Source organism: Filimonas zeae (assembly GCF_014641615.1).
GTDB lineage: Bacteria > Bacteroidota > Bacteroidia > Chitinophagales > Chitinophagaceae > Filimonas > Filimonas zeae.
Map to the genome: position 1 here is coordinate 503185 of NZ_BMIB01000002.1, position 18448 is coordinate 521632.

General features: G+C 47.2%; 16 protein-coding genes. 9 read left to right on the plus strand and 7 right to left on the minus strand.

The genetic code is table 11. The annotated features are described in order from the left end of the window. Position 1 precedes the first annotated feature (1 nt). Positions 2–610, plus strand: a complete 609-nt coding sequence (locus tag IEY13_RS08905; RefSeq protein WP_188951630.1) for a thioredoxin family protein — start codon at positions 2–4, stop codon at positions 608–610. A 92-nt stretch (positions 611–702) separates the two neighbouring features. Here IEY13_RS08905 and IEY13_RS08910 read toward each other — a convergent pair whose 3' ends face one another. Continuing rightward, on the minus strand, positions 703–2469 hold the full coding sequence (locus IEY13_RS08910; protein ID WP_229687799.1) for a carboxypeptidase-like regulatory domain-containing protein: 1767 nt from the start codon (positions 2467–2469) through the stop codon (positions 703–705). Positions 2470–2540: 71 nt separating this feature from the next. Next, a complete protein-coding gene (locus tag IEY13_RS08915; RefSeq protein WP_188951631.1) occupies positions 2541–3020 on the minus strand; it encodes a thioredoxin domain-containing protein in 480 nt (159 codons plus the stop codon). On the opposite strand from IEY13_RS08915, the gene IEY13_RS30305 reads away from it, so the two are divergent. Further along, on the plus strand, positions 3021–3146 hold the full coding sequence (locus IEY13_RS30305; protein WP_262891969.1) for a hypothetical protein: 126 nt from the start codon (positions 3021–3023) through the stop codon (positions 3144–3146). Between the two features lie 102 nt (positions 3147–3248). Continuing rightward, the gene (locus IEY13_RS08920; protein WP_188951632.1) at positions 3249–4442 is read left to right on the plus strand and encodes an MFS transporter; all 1194 of its coding nucleotides are present in this window, start codon (positions 3249–3251) and stop codon (positions 4440–4442) included. A gap of 97 nt (positions 4443–4539) precedes the next feature. On the opposite strand, the gene IEY13_RS08925 is transcribed toward IEY13_RS08920, so the two are convergent. Continuing rightward, positions 4540–5151 (minus strand): TrmH family RNA methyltransferase, encoded by a 612-nt coding sequence (locus IEY13_RS08925; protein ID WP_188951633.1) that lies wholly within the window; start codon positions 5149–5151, stop codon positions 4540–4542. A 178-nt stretch (positions 5152–5329) separates the two neighbouring features. Here IEY13_RS08925 and trxA point away from each other — a divergent pair, with 178 nt between their 5' ends. Beyond that, positions 5330–5647, plus strand: a complete 318-nt coding sequence (trxA, locus tag IEY13_RS08930; protein ID WP_116733964.1) for a thioredoxin — start codon at positions 5330–5332, stop codon at positions 5645–5647. 66 nt (positions 5648–5713) lie between these two features. Here the strand turns inward: trxA and IEY13_RS08935 are convergent, their stop codons facing one another. The 4 genes from IEY13_RS08935 to nirB form a co-directional block, all read right to left on the minus strand. Continuing rightward, a complete protein-coding gene (locus IEY13_RS08935; RefSeq protein ID WP_188951634.1) occupies positions 5714–6535 on the minus strand; it encodes a formate/nitrite transporter family protein in 822 nt (273 codons plus the stop codon). A gap of 15 nt (positions 6536–6550) precedes the next feature. Then, a complete protein-coding gene (locus IEY13_RS08940) occupies positions 6551–7918 on the minus strand; it encodes an alginate export family protein (protein WP_188951635.1) in 1368 nt (455 codons plus the stop codon). Positions 7919–7994: 76 nt separating this feature from the next. Then, positions 7995–8378, minus strand: coding sequence for a nitrite reductase small subunit NirD (gene nirD / locus IEY13_RS08945; RefSeq protein ID WP_188951636.1), 384 nt, complete (start codon positions 8376–8378; stop codon positions 7995–7997). Positions 8379–8420: 42 nt separating this feature from the next. After that, on the minus strand, positions 8421–10922 hold the full coding sequence (nirB, locus tag IEY13_RS08950; RefSeq protein WP_188951637.1) for a nitrite reductase large subunit NirB: 2502 nt from the start codon (positions 10920–10922) through the stop codon (positions 8421–8423). A 199-nt stretch (positions 10923–11121) separates the two neighbouring features. On the opposite strand from nirB, the gene cobA reads away from it, so the two are divergent. From cobA to IEY13_RS08975, 5 genes are all read left to right on the plus strand, one after another. Beyond that, entirely contained in the window at positions 11122–11913 is a 792-nt protein-coding gene (gene cobA, locus IEY13_RS08955) for a uroporphyrinogen-III C-methyltransferase (RefSeq protein WP_188951638.1), read from the plus strand. A 43-nt stretch (positions 11914–11956) separates the two neighbouring features. Further along, positions 11957–12649 carry a Crp/Fnr family transcriptional regulator gene (locus IEY13_RS08960; protein ID WP_188951639.1) on the plus strand — a complete coding sequence of 231 codons (693 nt, stop codon included), beginning with the start codon at positions 11957–11959 and terminating at the stop codon, positions 12647–12649. Between the two features lie 66 nt (positions 12650–12715). Then, positions 12716–13309 (plus strand): RNA polymerase sigma-70 factor, encoded by a 594-nt coding sequence (locus IEY13_RS08965; protein WP_188951640.1) that lies wholly within the window; start codon positions 12716–12718, stop codon positions 13307–13309. A 59-nt stretch (positions 13310–13368) separates the two neighbouring features. Next, positions 13369–14523, plus strand: a complete 1155-nt coding sequence (locus IEY13_RS08970; protein ID WP_188951641.1) for a FecR family protein — start codon at positions 13369–13371, stop codon at positions 14521–14523. Between the two features lie 320 nt (positions 14524–14843). Continuing rightward, positions 14844–18440 carry a SusC/RagA family TonB-linked outer membrane protein gene (locus IEY13_RS08975; protein WP_188951642.1) on the plus strand — a complete coding sequence of 1199 codons (3597 nt, stop codon included), beginning with the start codon at positions 14844–14846 and terminating at the stop codon, positions 18438–18440. Positions 18441–18448: the final 8 nt, after the last annotated feature.

The following is an 18448-nucleotide window of genomic DNA, read 5'->3' on the forward strand; positions in this document are numbered from 1 at the left end:
AATGAAAAAAACACTCGTATTGCTGGCCGCCGCTGTAATTGCAGGCTCTGCCACATTCGCACAAAACATTACTTCGCTTACACCAGGCAGTGCACTGCCCGCAGCCACTATTAAAATGAAAGATGTAAGCGGCAAAGAAATATCATTAGACGATGCTAAAAAGAAGAACGGCCTGCTGGTAATGTTCTCCTGCAACACCTGCCCCTACGTGGTAAAAAATCAGGCACGTACCAACGAAATAGCTGCCTATGCGCAGAAAAACAACATTGGTGTTATTATTATCAATTCCAACGAGGCACAACGTAGCGAAGCTGACTCTTATGATGCCATGAAGAAGTATGCTACCGATCAGAAGTACAACTGGTATTATGCTGTTGACACCGATTCTAAAATAGCCAATGCCTTTGGTGCAACCCGTACACCGGAAGTATTTCTGTTTAACAGCAAAGGCACCCTGGAATACAAAGGCGCTATTGATGATAACCCTTCCGATGCCAGCGCCGTAACCCGCCAGCACCTGCATGCTGCTATTGACGAAGTGGTTGGAGGCAAAGCCATTACTGTTAAAGAAAGCAAATCAGTAGGCTGCACAATCAAGCGTCAGTCTTAATAAAGCATTTGATGAAGGTTATTGATAATAAAAAGCGGGTGTATCATTCCACTGATGCACCCGCTTTTTATACGGCTGTAGAAAACATCCTGCTACTGACGTTTCATTCTGAACTTACCTGTTACTGAATAAGTTTGATTACCATTGGAAGAATCAGCTACTGTTCCGGATATAGTACCCGCCAGATATTTGCTGTTTTCGGTAATGGTAGCAGTTAGCACTTTACCTGTTTGAAAAGAACCGCCCTCTCTGTAGAAAGAGAAATAATCGAAAGTTTTAGTGCCCGGTTGCATGGATGCTGCACGTAAACTACCGGATAATCTGGTATAAGGCGAGGAGCTGTATACCGAAATATCGGCAATTGAATCTGTGTTAGACTTGTATACCCTTGCATACATAGAATCTGCCGGCGCTGTAAAATTGTATTCCACCCCGTTTACAGAATAGGTAAAAAACTGCTCCAGTGAGGTACCGCATGCCTTCAGCTGACCGGCATTTACTGTAGTACCGTTTACAGCCACCTCTTTAGCAGTGCCTTCTGCCAGCGCAACCAGATCGTATGCTACCACACTGGCTGTAGCAGCCGTACTTATACAACGTGGTATAGCTAACGAAAAGCTGCCATTGGTAACAGTTGCGCGGTTTACAGCGCCATCCAGCGTAATAGTAACGTACCCGTTGGTAATGGGTGCATCGCTGCAGTTAACCGCTGTACCGGAAAAGGTAACAATACCACCATTGTAAGTAACTGTTACGTTACCCAGATCGGCTTTGCCGGTAAACGGTCCTATTATTTTTGAGTACAGCAGGTTACCGCATTTATCCAGCACCTGCATTTTCAGTGTGCGGCCGGCGGGTACTTTACCACCGGTATAGCCATCTGCCCCGGTTAAGCCGGAACCATAAATGCTAAGACTGTCGGCTGCACCGGTAGCCTGTAACACCACTTTGGCATTGGGCAGCGGATCGCCCGATTGCGCTTTGATAATAGCTGAAAAGTCTACCAGTTCAAAAGGCGCATCGCAGTTCCAGTAAGAAAAGTGTGTTACCGTACCTACATAGGTATTGCCTTGTCTGGTAGCCCTCCCCTCTTCTTTCCATAAGCCCGTCGTTTCATTCAGATACCATAAAGGAATGGTGGCAGGTGCCTGAGCACGTAATCCTGCCGGTATGGCAAAAGTAATGGTGGCAGTTTTACCGGCAGCCAGTTGTAATTTCTGGCCATTAGCGCCTGTTAACTCCACTGCAATCATGCTGAACGATTGCAGGCCGGTTTCGCGGTTATTACTATCAAGGCCACGCAATGCACCCGGAATAATATTTTCAAAACCGGCCGCAGTAGGATCAAAGAAAAAAGCGCTGGTAGTAACCGTACCCGTGTAAGCCGCTTTGGTGGCTTCGTTCATAACACCTTCAGCCGGAAACGCCACCTTGCCACCACCGGACGGAAGGGTTACTGTGCCGCCTGAAGCAGCGCTGAATGTACCTGCTACTTTTTTTCTTAACAGTTGAACAGCTACGTTATTTTCATTACCCGCACCTACCACCAGGGTTTTAACGCCAGTAAAAAAGCTGTCTTTTTCAACCCTTATAGCACCGGCCTTTTTGTCAATGCTTACATTTTTAATGGTAAAACGTCCATCCACATCCGTGGTAGCAATTCCTGTAGCACCCGCTTTTACTACAGCACCACTTACGGGCATTTTACGCTCATCAGTTACACGACCTGAAATAGTAGCCACTCCCGGCTCGGGAGTATAAGGGCCAGGATCGGTAGAAAGGGAGGCTGATTTCTGGCATCCCAGATAAAACAGGGTTCCCATACAACATAACGCAACAGAAACGCGCATTAGCTTCATATGAAAGGTTTAATTTAAGAATGTTTAGGATATGGACACCTGTGTTAATCAACTACCCTTACGGGAGCCCGTTATTTCAGCAGTGCTTCCAGTTCTATTTTAAACTGCGGATCTGTTAGCTGGCGGCCAAAAAACTTACGGTAGCCTTTGGCTTTATTAATAAACAGGCTGGCAGGTATAGCCCCTTCCCAGGTAGAATCTATTTTAGGGCAAAAGCTATCGGCATTGGTTTCTTCCAGCCATACTATCTGTGAGCGGTAATTGTTCTTTTTAGCAAAGGCAGCAATCTTAGCCGGAAAATCTTCTTTAAAATCCAGGCTTACCAGCAACAGCTTCACCGGCTTTTCACTGGCGTATACATATTTTTCAAACCAGGGTATTTCATGAATGCAGGGCCCGCACCAGGTAGCCCAGAAATTTACAATAACAGGCACTTCACTTTCTTCCGCTATCTTCAGTACATCGTCCATTTTTACACGGAGAATCTGCTGTTGCGCCTGGCTGGCCAGCGCCATAGATAAAACCAGTGCTACCAGTAACAGTTGTTTCATGTGATAAAGATAAAAGATATATCTTCGCCCTTCTTTATGCGACCCGACTATCCCAGTAAATTATTTACCGATCAGCGCAATACTTATACCGCGCTTATAGCCGCACTGGCTATGGATTCTCTGTAATTCACACTTACTTTTTTCCATTTTACATACCGGTTGCCTGCATTTGAATAGCTTTTTCCAGGAGGAATAAGCACGCTTTATATCATTTGATTAATCCAATATATGCAGGCATCTGTTTCCCGATCCACTATCTTATTAATGGCTGTTACCGCAGGCATATGCGTAGCCAATATTTACTACAATCAGCCCCTGCTGAAAGCAATGGCCCTTACCTTTCAAACCACCGAAAAGCAAATAGGTTTTTCTGCTGTTCTTACACAGGTGGGTTATGGGCTTGGCCTGTTTTTTCTGGTACCGCTGGGCGATAAAATGGACAAGAAAAAACTGATACTGCTGCTGCAGGGCGCGCTGGTGGTATTACTTACCGGCATAGCTTTCAGCCCCTCTTTACCGCTGTTATATATGTGCAGCGCATTGCTGGGGTTACTGGGGGTAGCCGCCCAGGTAATACTGCCCATGGCAGCAGGGTTAGATCCTGTAAACCGTGGCCGTAACGTGGGCATTGTGTTTACGGGTGTTATTTCGGGCGTATTGCTGGCCCGGGTATTCAGTGGTTTTATTGCCCAATGGTTCAGCTGGCGTTTTGTATATGGTATGGCGGCCGTAATGGTTTCCGGCGTAATGCTAATAACACGCTACCGCTTTCCCAGTGTGCAGCCTGCCTTTCAGGGTAGCTATGCCAGCCTTATCCGCTCTACCGCTTACCAGTTAAAACGCTTTACCATGTTACAACGTACGGCGCTGCTGGGTGCGCTTACCTTTGGTATGTTCTGCAGTTTCTGGACAACGCTTACCTTTCACCTGAGTAACGCTCCTTTTCATTACCGCCCCGATACCATTGGATTGTTTGGTTTGCTGGCCGTGGGTGGTGCGCTGCTGGCGCCGGTATTTGGTAAACTGGCAGATAAAAGAAACCCTGCCCTGTCGCAAGCCTGCGCACTGGGCCTGATGATACTGAGCATTATAGCCATGAAACTACTGCCTTACTCTGTGGCTTCTCTGGCAGTATCGGTAGTAGTGCTGGACATTGGCGTACAGGCCATGATGGTAACCAATGCTACTTCTATTTATACACTGGATGCTTCTTCTCACAGCCGTATTAACACGGCATACATGACCATCTATTTTATGGGTGGTGCTGTTGGCACCTTCTCAGGTCTGCAGTGCTGGCAACTGGGCGGATGGTCAATGGTAACCTGGCAGTTACTGGCCTGGTGCGTAATAGCCTTGTTCGTGGTAGTTACCGGTGTGGCCAAAGAAAAAAAATGGTCTTTATCCTCTATACAATCCCGGTAATTATCCCGGTTTATATAAGTTCGTAAAAACACAAAAGCGTCTCAGAAAACCGGGACGCTTTTGTGTTATACAACAATTTGCTTATTCAAAAGCTATCTTATTCCTCCACATCCCAGTTAGCCGTTTCGTAGCCCTCTGTCCAGCTTTCCCACACCGCATTCATCCGGGCGGGTTCCAGCGCAGCCTGGTCGTAATGCCCCGCCGCCTTTTTCTGCCGGAATGCCTCATAAATACATACGGCACAGGCTACGGAAATATTCAGGCTTTGCAGCATGCCCACCTGGGGAATGTTAATGTTACCATCGGCCAGCGCACACATTTCGGCGCTTACCCCTCTCCGCTCGTTTCCAAATACCAGGGCGGTGCTTTGCGTAAAATCTACCTCATAAATCTCTACGGAGTTATCGGCCAGGCTGGTGGTGAGCAGGCGGTTATATTTACTTCGTAAAACTTTCACACAAGCTTCCAGGTTATCAAAATGGTGCAGATTTACCCATTTATCGGCGCTGCGGGCGCTTACAAACGAGTATTTTTCGGGCCGGGGGCCTTGATTTGTAATGATATAGATATCCTGTATGCCAACCGCATCGCAGCTACGCATTACGGCCGTTACGTTCCGGGGGTCTTCCACATTTTCCAGTACTACTGCTAAATCCGGCTGGCGCTTATTTAACGCGTTTAGCAGCTTTCCTCTCCTTTCAGGGGTCATATTGCGTAATTCAGCCGCAAAAATAGGGGTTTGACTGACAGTTTTTCGTCTGTTTCTGCCTCAATGGCACAACGCCATTATCTACACCCGGTGGAAAAGTCAAAAGCGCAGCCAATTGATTTTGGATGTAAATTTGACAATTCGATTGTATAGAAATAAACATTAAAACACGATTAATATGGCTTTAGAACTGACAGACGCAAACTTCCAGTCAACGGTACTGGATAGCGACAAACTCACAGTAGTGGATTTCTGGGCGGAGTGGTGTGGACCTTGCCGTGCTATAGGACCAGTTATCGAAGAATTAGCTAAAGAATACGACGGTAAAGTAAACATAGGTAAAGTAAACGTAGATAATAACCCTAACGTTAGTGTTAACTACGGTATTACTTCTATTCCTGCTATCCTGTTTATTAAAGGTGGCCAGGTGGTAGACAAGCAGATTGGTGCGGTACCTAAATCTGTATTAGACAAAAAAATACAGGCTCACCTGTAATCATATTTATGATGGGTTAAAGCCCCCTGCCATTTGGCGGAGGGCTTTTTTGTTTATAAAACCCTATTAAGCAGCAGCGTCGTGTACGGCAGTCAAACTGCCCGTTTTTTTACCGTGCGTGAGGTAAAGGGCCAGGCCGGTAAACACCACCCCTCCTACAATGTTACCCAGCGTAACAGGCAACTGATTCCAGAGCCACCAATGCGTTACAGATACTTTTGCCCCCAGTAACATACCGGCAGGAATTACAAACATATTTACCACCGCATGCTCAAACCCCTGTGCAAAAAAGATGAACACCGGCAGCCAGGCCGCCAGAATTTTGCCTAGGGTGGAGGTGGATGTGAGCGACATTACCACACCCATTGTTACCATCCAGTTACACAGAATGCCCTTTACAAAAGCAGTGAATATTCCCGCCCCGCCATATTGGGCATACCCGGTTGTTTTAGCTTCTGCCAGCTTTACAATGGCTGCAGTTACTGCATTGCCGCCGCTATGCCCGGTACTGGTAGCAGACACCCAGAATAAACCGGCATATAATATACCACCCAGCAGATTGGCCATATACACCAGTGCCAGGTTTTTCAGCATCTTCTTCAGCGTAATGCGGCCATCGAAGTAAGCAGCAGGCAATACCGCAAAACTGCCCGTAACCAGCTCAAAGCCCATTAGCACCACTATTACAAAACAGGCCGGAAAAATGGCCGCCCCTACTATACCCATTCCCGTTTGGGTGGTAGCGGTTACTGCCAGGGTGGTACCAAAACCCAGAATGGCGCCGGACAATATTCCACGTATCCATAAATCGGAAGCCGACAGCCTTGTCTTATCTACGCCCGACTGTATAAGCATTCCTACTACTTCTGAAGGTTTTTTGTAATCCATGGTTATCCGTTTTAATTATTTGAAAAGAAAGGCAGGTTTAATATTCACCATCAGGTAGGCCCAGTCAGCCCCGCCTTTGGCATTGGTTATATTTTTTGCAGCCGCCAGTGTGCTGGTGGTAAAAAAGTGACTATACCCGGCCTCAATACCAATCTGCGGCGTAATAGTATAGTTGTATATCACATCCAGCTCCTGCCCAAAGTTTTTGTTGCTAGCACCCGGCTTGGTGGGGTCAGCTACTGCTGCCACGCTGTTGAACTGGTGTACATCTAATCCTAATACACCACGGGCACTGGCTTTCCATTTCAGTTTCAGAAAATAATCCTGCAGGCCGGTATTGCCAAAGCCATTGACTGCATAGAAATAATCCATAAATCCCCAGAACTTATGCGGCGTACCATATAAGGGATCAAAAGCTTTGCTATTACCAGAACCGCTAACACCGCCCGATGTATAATCGAAGCCCGCTGTCAGTGACAGCTTTTTGCTAAACTGCCAGGCTGCCGCCAGATTAACCATACCGGCACGCAATGTTTGCCCGGCATTGGTTTTACCCAGCTGATAATAGGCTGCCGCAGTTACATTCAGCTGCTGAAAGCTGTTATTGAAATAAAAGCCGGTGGTAACACGATTCCACACACCCTTATCGTAAGTTTTGGTAATAACCGTGCCGGTAGTATCGTAATGAAATTTGTTAAACTGATCGGCCAGCAGCAACCATGAAGCGCTTCCGTTGGCCCATTGCCTGCCTGCGTATAAAAACTGCAGGCTTTTATAAATAGCACCTCCGTTGGTGTTACCCGCGTTATTGCCCGCCGGTGTATTGTTGTATACCGTGCCCGCAGCATTTTCCTTATTCTGGTTAAAGGCAACACCTGCGTGCAGCTTCCAGGCAGCCGATTCATATTTCAGCAAAGCAGCGTCGTGCCTTCTTGCCTGCTGCAGCCAATCCAGGTTGCCCAGCAAACGCTGATCATCATACACCAGTTCCTGTCTTCCTATTTTCAGGGTAAGGGCGCTGGTTTTAATAATAGTATCTGTTAACTGTATTTCTGCCCAGGCTTCGTGCAGCATCAACCCGTTATTGTCGGCGGTAGTAGTGCGGTTAATAGTTGAGGCATCCTGCCCCCACACCCTGGCATCCTGCACGGTAAGCCCCAGCTTAAGCCGGTAGGCGTTGTACAAAAGCCCCAGGCGGGTGCGCTGCGAAGTAAAAAAAGCGGCATCAGCCCCTTTGGCCAGCGGCGCTCCCTGCCCGTTTCTGAACTCGGTTCGTGTTCTCAGCTGTGCATTTACCTGTAATTGCGCCCGCGCGGGTGCGCACAGGTAAAGCCCCGGCAATACGCAAAGTATTGCCCGCAGTAGTTTGGTTTTACTGTACATTTGATCGGGTTTAAATGAGTAACGCTTGTTTGCAACCTAAAAGCCCGGACAGGCTGCCACCTGCCGGGCTTTACTTTTACGCCAGTACTTCCGATAATGCCTCGTCGTCGCTAATGCCTATATATACATGATTGCCTTCCACTTTTACGGGATACACTTTTAAACTGCACGTATCATCGCCACTGAGGCAACGCCCGTCTTCCAGCGAAAAAGTTTTTTTATGAAACGGGCAGGCCACCTTCGGCTCCCCACCCTGCGAGCCAATCATACCACGGCTTATGGCCATCTGCTGCCGGTGCGGACAAAGGTTTTGTGTAGCATACCATTCGCCCCTGCGCGAAAAATTGAATAAAGCAATCTGATCTTCCTGATATTTTACACATACACCACCATTTTCAGGCACATCGGCCGTAGTGCATGCCATAAACCAGGTAATTTGCTGTGTGCTGTTAACAGACATGAGTAATAATTTAAGCGTAGGTAAATAAGTAGTAACAATGGTTTACTTCCATTCTCTGGCGCGCTTCTGATCACGCATGCCATCAAACTGCACCTGCGGATCTTTTTCGCCTGGAGCGTTTACAAAGTGGTTAAAGCGTTTGCGCAGTTCGGGCGAATCCACCACCTCTTTCCATTCACATTTGTAGTTATTCACCAGTTGCTGCATTTCAGCTTCAAAGGCTTCTGCCATGCCCAGACTATCATGCACCACCACATTCCGGAGGTAGTCAATACCACCTTCCATTTTGTTGAGCCAGGTGGCCGTACGTGTAAGCGGGTCAGCCGTTTTAATGTAGAACATTAAAAAGCGGTCAATATACTTTATACAGGTTTCACTATCCAGGTCAGCAGCCAGGAGCAGTGCATGCTGGGGCTTGGAACCACCATTACCACATACATACAGGTTCCATCCTTTTTCCGTAGCAATGATGCCAAAGTCTTTCGATTGCGCTTCGGCACATTCCCGGATACAGCCCGATACCGCCGATTTAAACTTATGCGGCGCACGCAAGCCACGGTAACGCTCTTCCACTTTTATGGCAAAACTCACACTATCATGTAACCCAAACCGGCACCAGGTACTGCCCACACAGCTTTTTACCGTGCGAAGCGCTTTTCCGTATGCGTGCCCGCTTTCAAAACCAGCTGCCACCAGTTCTTCCCATATCAACGGCAGATCACTTACATGGGCGCCAAACATATCAATACGCTGACCACCGGTTATTTTAGTATATAAATTATACTTCTTTGCCACACTGGCAATTACCATCAGCTTATCCGGTGTAATTTCTCCGCCCGGTATACGGGGCACCACAGAATAAGTACCCCCTTTCTGAATATTGGCCAGGAAGCGATCATTGGAATCCTGTGCGGTATCATTGCCTTTAGCCAGCACCAGATCATTCCACAAGCTGGCCAGCACCGAGCTTACCAGTGGCTTACACACCTCACAGCCATCTCCTTTACCCAGCTCATCCAGCACCTCATCGTAGCTGTACAGCTTTTTCATTTTTATCAGATCGTACAGTTCCTGTCTGGAGTAAGCAAAATGCTCGCACACCATCTTACGCAACAGCTTTCCCTGCGCTTTCAGCGTATCCTCAATAATATCTTTAACCATAGGTACACAGCCACCGCAGCCGGTTCCTGCCTTGCAGCTCTTTTTTATACCATCCAGGGTTTCACAACCTTCCTGTACCAGGCCTGCAATAGCACCTTTGGTAATGCCTTCGCAACTGCATATCAAGGCATCATCCGGTAAAGAGGCAACACCGCTGCCTGCACCACTGTGCTGGCCTCCTCTGGCACCCAGCAATACTTCGCTGGCATCGGGCGGTAATACCACTTTGTTTTTTACGGTTTGCAGCAGCATATTGTATTCAGCTGCATCCCCTACCAGTATGCCTCCCAGCAGATATTTGCCGTCGGGTGTGGTATTTATTCTTTTATATACCCCTTTAATGGTATCCTGCCATACCAGTGTACGCCCCTGACCGGGCCCTATAAAAGGCGCTCCAAAGCTGGCCACATCTACACCAATCAGTTTTAGTTTGGTGCTCATATCAAAACCGGTAAAGGATTTATCGCCCCCTGCCAGGTTGGTGGCTACCACTTCTGCCATTTCGTAGCCGGGCGCTACCAGGCCATATATAAAGTCGTTATGCAAAGCACATTCACCAATGGCAAAAACAAACGGATGCGAGGTTTGCAGCTTGTCGTTTACTACAATACCACCCCGGGGCCCTGTCTGCAGGCCGGCGTGCGCCGCCAGCTCATCCCGCGGTTTAATACCGGCAGAAATAACCAGCATATCTACGTCCAGCACCGAATGATCGGCAAACTGCATCCCGTTTATGCATTCTTCTCCCGTAATGGCAACTGTATTTTTATTGGTATGTATGGTTAAGCCCAGTTGCTGCAAACGGTCTTTCAGCATATCTGAGCCTGCTTCATCTATCTGCCGCGGCATCAGGCGGGGGGCAAATTCAATTACATGGGTGTCGGCAATACCCAGGTCCAGCAGCGCCTTAGCTGCTTCCAGCCCCAGCAAACCGCCACCTATAACCGCTGCCCGGCGCGCTTTGGGCGCGTATGCCGTCATCATTTCCAGATCTTCTATGGTGCGGTACAAAAACACCCCCTCTTTTTCTACGCCTGGTATCGGTGGTACAAATGCCGCTGAGCCTGTTGCCAGCACCAGGTAATCAAAAGGTACCGCAAGCCCTTTGTAAGAATGTACCGTCTTATTTACCAGATCAATACGTTGTACGGGATCGCCCAGATGCAGGGCAATTCCTTTTTCCCCGTACCAGCTGGTGCCCGCCAGACATAAATCGGCGGCATTTTTACCAGAAAAAAACTCGCTAAGGTGTACGCGGTCATACGCAGGGTGAATCTCTTCCCCGAAAACAACAACATCGGCAGCGCCGGCAGGCAGTTTGGCAGTCAGTTTTTCGCAAAACTTGTATCCCACCATTCCATTACCAATAACAACAATACGCATATAAACAGTTTTGGTTATTGAAAAAGAATAGTCAGATGACAGGCAATCGTCAGATATATTTTTATTGCATACAACACATAAACCAGAACAACCAATCGAAAACAAAATAAAAACATGATCTATGTCATAAATTTAGGTTGAAATATTTTAAATTCACATAAAATACCTGACCAAAACATTAAATATTTTTTTAGTTAATATGAAAACTGCAATTACTCCCCATCTTTCTCTGGTAGGCGCCGGTCCAGGCGATCCAGACCTTTTAACCCTTAAGGCGGTTAAAACTTTACGTGCTGCTAAAGTGATATTATATGATGCACTGGCCAATGAACAGCTGCTGCAATACGCTGCACCGGATGCCATAACCACTTTTGTGGGCAAGCGCTTTGGCTGCCATGCGCTATCGCAGCAGGCTATTAATCAGTTAATTATAGAAAGCGCCCTTACCTATGGCCACGTAGTGCGTTTAAAAGGGGGCGATCCTTTTGTGTTTGGCCGTGCACAGGAAGAAATTGACTGCGCGCGTAGCCATAACATACCGGTTACCGTAGTACCCGGCATTACCAGCGCCATTGCGGTTGCCGCATCGCAAATGATACCGGTAACCTGCCGCGGACTGGCAGAAAGCTTCTGGGTAACCACCGGAACTACCCGCACGGGCCATCTTTCGGCTGATGTACAACTGGCCGCCCAATCTTCCGCCACAGTGGTATTATTAATGGCCATGAGTAAGCTGGAGCAGATTATGGACCTGTTTGCCGCAAACGGAAAGGCATCTACCCCTGTAGCTATTATACAGGATGGCACTACGGAACGCGAAAGAATGGTTACAGGTACCGTAAAAGACATTGTTTTTAAAGCAGAATACGGTGGTTTTACCAATCCGGCTATTATTATAGTAGGCGAAGTGGTTCATTTGGCTGCAGGCAGCCTGCCCGCACAGGTAAATTCTGTTATAACCAGCTATACTGCCGTTAACAAAGCAAGCTGAATAACAGGGAATACCCTAATTTCACCCTGCAAGTTTGAATGGTATGAAGAAAAGTAAAGACGGGTGTGCCATGGATCAGTGCCAGCTTTGCCGGCTGTGTTTAAAAGAATGGCTGCCGGCAGTGGAAGCCCACCGCCAGAACCTGAAGTTTAAAAAGGGCGAAGTAATATTTAAAGAGGGCGACACCGTGCAGGGTATTTACTTTGTATATGAGGGTACTGTAAAAATACATAAACACTGGGGCGCCGATAAAGAACTGATTATGCGCTTTGCCACCCCTGGCGATATTTTCGGGCACCGGGGATTTGGTAACGACCCACACTATCCTATTACCGCTACCGCACTGGAAGCTACCACTGTTTGTTATATTGAAAAAGCGTTTTTCTATTCCACATTGAAAACCAACACAGACTATCTGTTTCAGCTGATGCTGTTTTACGCAGAAGAGCTGCAGGAATCTGAAAAAACCATGCGTAACCTGGCCCATATGCCGGTAAAAGGCCGCCTGGCACACGCACTGCTGCGTTTGCATAAAAAATTTGGTATTACTTCGGAAGGCCATATAAATATTAACCTCAGCCGGCAGGATATAGCTTCTTATGCAGGCACTACTTACGAAACGGTGTTCCGGCTGATGACCGAATTTACCCAGGACAACCTGATACAGGCCGATGGTAAAAATATTACTTTGTTAAACCCGGAAGCGCTGGAAGCATTCACTACCGTGAGCGCCTGACGGTATTGCGTAAAAACAGTTAACTTGCAGGTTAACAGCACTACAAAAATCTTTTATAGCGCGTAATTGTCCGGCGAGCATTTAAATACCGTACCCGAGTTGTGGCAGCGCCTGGCTGCCGGTGATGAACAGGCGTTCCGGACTTTATTCCATGCCTTTACCCCATCTCTGTTTGCTGCTGCCATGCAGGTAGTAAAACTGGAAGAACCGGCCCGCGAAATAGTACAGGAGACATTTTTAAAAGTGTGGATGCACCGCGAAGCACTGGGGCTGATGGAAAACCCTTCCGGCTGGGTATTCCGCGCTGCTTCTAACCTCTCCATCAGTTATTTACGTAAACAGGCCAGCGCCTGGAAATGGTTACAGCAACAGCCTTTTTCTGCCGCTGCCACCAATGATGTACTGGAGAAAGTGAGCTTTAGAGAGGCACAGCAGCTACTACATGCCGCTATTGCAGCATTGCCCCCCAAAAGGCAATTGATTTTTCGCCTCAGCCGCCAGGAAGAACTGACACACGCAGAAATAGCAGAAAAATTAAATATGTCTCAAAACACGGTAAAAAACCAGATTGTGCTGGCCGTGAAGTTTTTAGAACAGTATATTCAGCAACATCTGGATGTTTTTATTCCGCTATTTCTGTTAACAGAAATATTTTTTTAGAAAGAACGGTCCCTCCTGTCTCCCTGTGCGTTTTTATATCCAGAGAACTGCAAATCAATTTGGAAAATAAAGACTACATACAGCAACTTTTACATAAATACCTTCAGAATACAGCTTCCGAAGCGGAAACGCAGGAATTGATGACAGCATTGCAGCAATCCACAGACACCAAAGCCTGGGAAAACATGCTGCTGCCGGTATTCGAAAATCAACAAACTCCTTCTAATTACCAGCCCCAGGAATGGGAACCGGTAATCAACCATATTTTACACAGCCAGTCTGCGCCCGCCAACATACGTCGTATCCCCGTTTTCGCACGTATTGCGGCCGCTGCTGCGGTTGTCATTTCCGTAGCAGCAGGCGCCTGGCTTTTTTATAATAAGCCAGCCAGCCGGCCACTGGCACAACAACCAGACAAAGCCCCTGTAAGCAATAAAGCCATGCTTACACTGGCCGATGGCCGTACCATACCTCTGGACAGCGCAACAGCAGGCCTGCTGGCCACACAGGGCAACGCTAACATACAAAAAGGTGCAGGCAATGCTTTAACCTACACAGGTAGCAATACTACTGCCAATGCACCGTTACAGTTTAATACCTTATCTACCCCGCGCGGTGGTCAGTTTCAGCTGGCACTGCCGGATGGTTCTAAAGTATGGCTGAATGCAGCCAGCTCTATCCGTTATCCGGTAAGCTTTGCTGCCAATGAACGCCGGGTTGAATTACAGGGTGAAGCCTATTTTGAAGTAAAGCCTGATGCCAGAGCACCTTTTCGCGTACAAAGCCGCTCGCAAAACGTGGAAGTGCTGGGCACCAGCTTTAATGTAAACGATTATACGGATGAAGTTGCTGCAAAAACCACTTTACTGGAAGGTAAAGTGCGGGTACAGGAATACCTGCTTACCCCCGGCCAGCAGCTGATTGTACAAAACAATACGGCCACATTGGTACCCAATGCAGACATTGATCAGGCAGTTGCCTGGAAAAACGGTTCGCTGGATATGCGCGGACTGGATGTAAAAGCACTGATGCGGCAAATTACCAGACTGTACGATGTGGAAGTGGTGTATGAAGGCACCGTACCACAGGGTATATATGGTGGCATTATCGATCCCCGTAAAGTATACTTATCCAATATAATTGAGGTGCTGCAAAGCCAGGGCATTCGTTGCCGGCTGGAAGGCAGCAAACTCTATGTTTCGTCAGCAAAATAGATTATTTAACCCCCGTAATACAGGAAGATTTACATGGTGATTATCAAACATTGAGAGAACAACGGGCGTACCGCATAAAAAAACCAGGAGCGCTCCTACCTGCTCCCGGCTTATGATGTTGCGGCGTTTACGCTAAACAAGGCATTTCGAGTAAAAAGACTGTTTATTTAACATCCTCAACTAACAACAAAGCTATGAAACTGGCAGCGTTATTCAAACGCCGGCTATTGAGCGGGCGTTTGTTCACAACAAACGAAAATTTCCGGAATTCCGTACGTACTGTATTGCAGTCGCCCCTCCGGAGAAAAATTGCACTGGTTATGAGATTAAGTATCGTATTATTATTTGTGTGCCTGCAGCAGGTAAGCGCGCGTGGCTATGCACAAAAAGTAACTTTATCTGCCAAACAAATACCGTTAACACAGGCGTTCAACAGTATTAAGGCACAAACCGGCTATTCCTTTTTCTGGGACCAGCAATTGCTGGACAAAGCGCCGCTGATTACTGTGGCCGTAAAAGATGCCCCTCTTACCGTGGCTTTAGATAAGTGCCTGAATGGGCTTAATCTTTCTTATGAAATTAAGGGCAACATTGTACTGATTAAAGAAAGGAAAGCAGCCGGTGCTACAGATGATAATTATACACCTTTACAGGCAGCACCCGCAGACTATGTCATTTCCGGCAAAGTGGCAGACAGAGAGGGTAAGCCGCTGGAAGGCGCAACCGTAATACTGAACCCGCTGGATTGGAAAGTACAAACCAATGCCAAAGGAGAATTCAGCTTTAAAGGGGTGCCCGACGGACGCTACAAAGTAGAAGCCACTTATGTGGGCTACAACATGGGGCGGGCTTATGCCAACCCTGCAAACAACAACGCTCCTATTACCATTACCCTGCAGCCAACAGAGCAGGAGCAGGAAGAAGTGGTACTGAGTACCGGTTATCAAAGGCTGAAAAAGAACAGCGTTACCGGTTCCTTTGCTGTGGTTACTGCTAAAGATATTGAGCAAACACCATCGCCAAACATTATGGAGCGTTTGGAAGGTAAGGTACCGGGTGTGCAGTTTGATGTACGGAATAACAAAATAACCGTAAGAGGTATCAGCACCTTTGGAACCGGCAACTCTCCGGCCCCTCTGATTGTAATTGATGGTTTCCCTTACATAGACCAGAAGCTTACCAATATTCAGGCAACCAATTTCAGCTCAGGCCCCACTTCGGGTAGTATCAACCCTACCTCCCCTCCACAACCAACTTATTCCGGCAATTCCATTTTAAGCTCTTTCAATCCTTCAGACATAGAAAGCATTACTTTTCTGAAAGATGCGGCAGCAGCAGCTATTTGGGGTGCCCAGGCAGCCAATGGTGTAATTGTGGTAGAGACCAAAAAAGGCAGAAAAAATGCTCCCACCTCTGTGAGCCTTAACGCTACTTACAGTGCATCGGCCCCCGCAAAGCTTTCTAATCTGAATGCGATGAGCACCACGGATTACGTAAATCTGGAGCGCGAACTATTTGATAAAAACTTTTATTTTGATGCTGCTACCAATTACCGATACGCAGCCCAGAGCGAAGCTGTAGAAATTATGTACCGCGCCAAAAGAGGTGAAATAACAGCTGACCAGCGCGAAGCTGCTCTGGCAGAAATTTCTGGCAGAAGCAATTACGACCAGATCAGAGATTACCTGCTGCAATCTGTTACCGCACAGCAGTACAACCTGGCTGTATCAGGTGGCAATGCTAACGGAAGCTATCATATATCAGGCAACTATAGCCGCAACAGACCTGTATACAAAAGCAACTACGGAGAAAACTATTTTCTGAATTCCAATACCAGCAATAATTTTCTTAATAACAGACTTACACTGAATACAGGCCTCAACTATACTTATTACAAAAGCGTAATGAACACCGCTGCGTTAGGTGCCTTAAGCGCCGGGCGCCTGGGTCTTTCGCCTTACGATATGCTGGTAGATGCTAATGGCAACACCATTCAGCGTGGTCTTTCCTTTACAAGACGTGTGTCAGATAGTCTTACCCGCCTGGGTCATCTGTCCTGGACATATAACCCCGTAGACGAACTTAACTACAACAACACAACCCTTACCAAAACAGCTTTACGTGCCAATGTTTCCTTAACAGGAAAAATTACCGACTGGCTAAACCTTCAGCTGGCTGGTCAACTGCAACGCAATATAGAAGATCAGGTAAACCTGCAGGATCTTCAAAGCCTGGCCACACGTGAGCTGGTAAACACCGGCACTGTTATCACCAACGGCAGAGCAGTAAACAATGTACCAAAAGGTGGTATATACAAAACCAGCAACAGCAGCGGCGAAGATTACAGCATGCGTGCCCAGCTGAACTTTAACAAAGGATGGGGTGGTGGTAAACACCAGCTTACCGCACTGGCTGCCACTGAAATAAGACAGCTGAAATCAACCGGCTACAAACAAACCCGGTTTGGTTACGACCCTATCACTTCCAGTTCTGCCACCATTAACCCTACGGTTCCTTACACCACCATGTACGGCTACACCGCTACATTGGGTTATTCAGACAATGCAGTTTATAAAGTCAGACAGCGTTATCTCTCCTACCTGTCAAACGCTACTTATTCTTACCTGGGCAGATATCATGCAACAGCCAGCGCCCGTTTTGAAGATTATAGTATGCTGGGCGTACGCCGCAGCCAGCGTGGTACGCCACTATGGTCGGCCGGTTTACGTTGGGATATAGCCCGCGAAGACTTTATGAAAGACGTAAAATGGGTTAACAATCTCAGCGTAAGAGCCTCTACCGGCACAGGCGGTGTTATTCCCCGTGATGCCATTGCATTTACAGTGGTTACCCTTAGCAATGATAGCTATACCAGCGTACCAATGGCCAGCATTAACGGATTTGCCAACCCTACACTTACCTGGCAAACAGTTAAAAATTATAATGCCGGTATAGATGCAGACTTGTTTAACAGCCGGTTAGCGATAACCTTCGATATCTACCGCAAAAAATCTTACAATATATTCACCCGCTTCAACTTCAACAGTACTTATGGATTTAACGATATCAGCTACAATACAGCTGACATGAGCAACCACGGGTATGAATTTAGTGTTACCGGGCAGGTAATACGCCGTAAAAACTGGCAGTTTATCTCCAGCTTTAACCTGGCGTACAGCACCAATGAAATTACAGACAACCGCTATCCGCTTAATACAACCGGTGCAGCTACCACCACTCAGCTACGTACAGGCCAGCCGGTAGACGGATTGTACACTTATCGTTGGGCGGGCCTGAACAATCTCGGTCAGCCGCAGATTTACAATTCAAAAGACGCCGTTATTAACAGCGCAGGCTTCCCTACCACCTATGCAGCAGACATGATATATGTAGGACGTACCACCCCTAAAGTTTTCGGAGGTTTTACCAACACCCTGCAATACAAAAGCTGGTCGTTAAGCGCAAGAATGGCTTACTATATGGGATATAAGTTTCTGAAAAATGAAATATTCAACGGCAGCTACCCCACCAGTACTCAGCTCAGTGGTCGTTTAAGCACCAGCCGTGCATTGGCCAATCGTTGGCGCCAGCCGGGTGATGAGGCAATTACCAATGTACCCGGCATAAGCAATGCCAACAGCAAAACCGTAGAATGGTATAACCTCTCCGATATCAGCGTAGCTGATGGCAGTCACATCAGACTACAGCAGGTTACACTGGGCTACGCTATGCCTTCTTCCATGCTGAAAAAAATGCCGGTATTCAAAGCAGCTGCTATCAACTTTACAGCAGCTAACCTGGGCATTATCTGGCGTAAGAACAAAGAGGGTATTGATCCGGATTATGTGATGACCAACGATTACAATAACCTGCCGCCAGCAGTGAACTATTCATTGAATTTAAACCTCACTTTCTAATCAAGGTT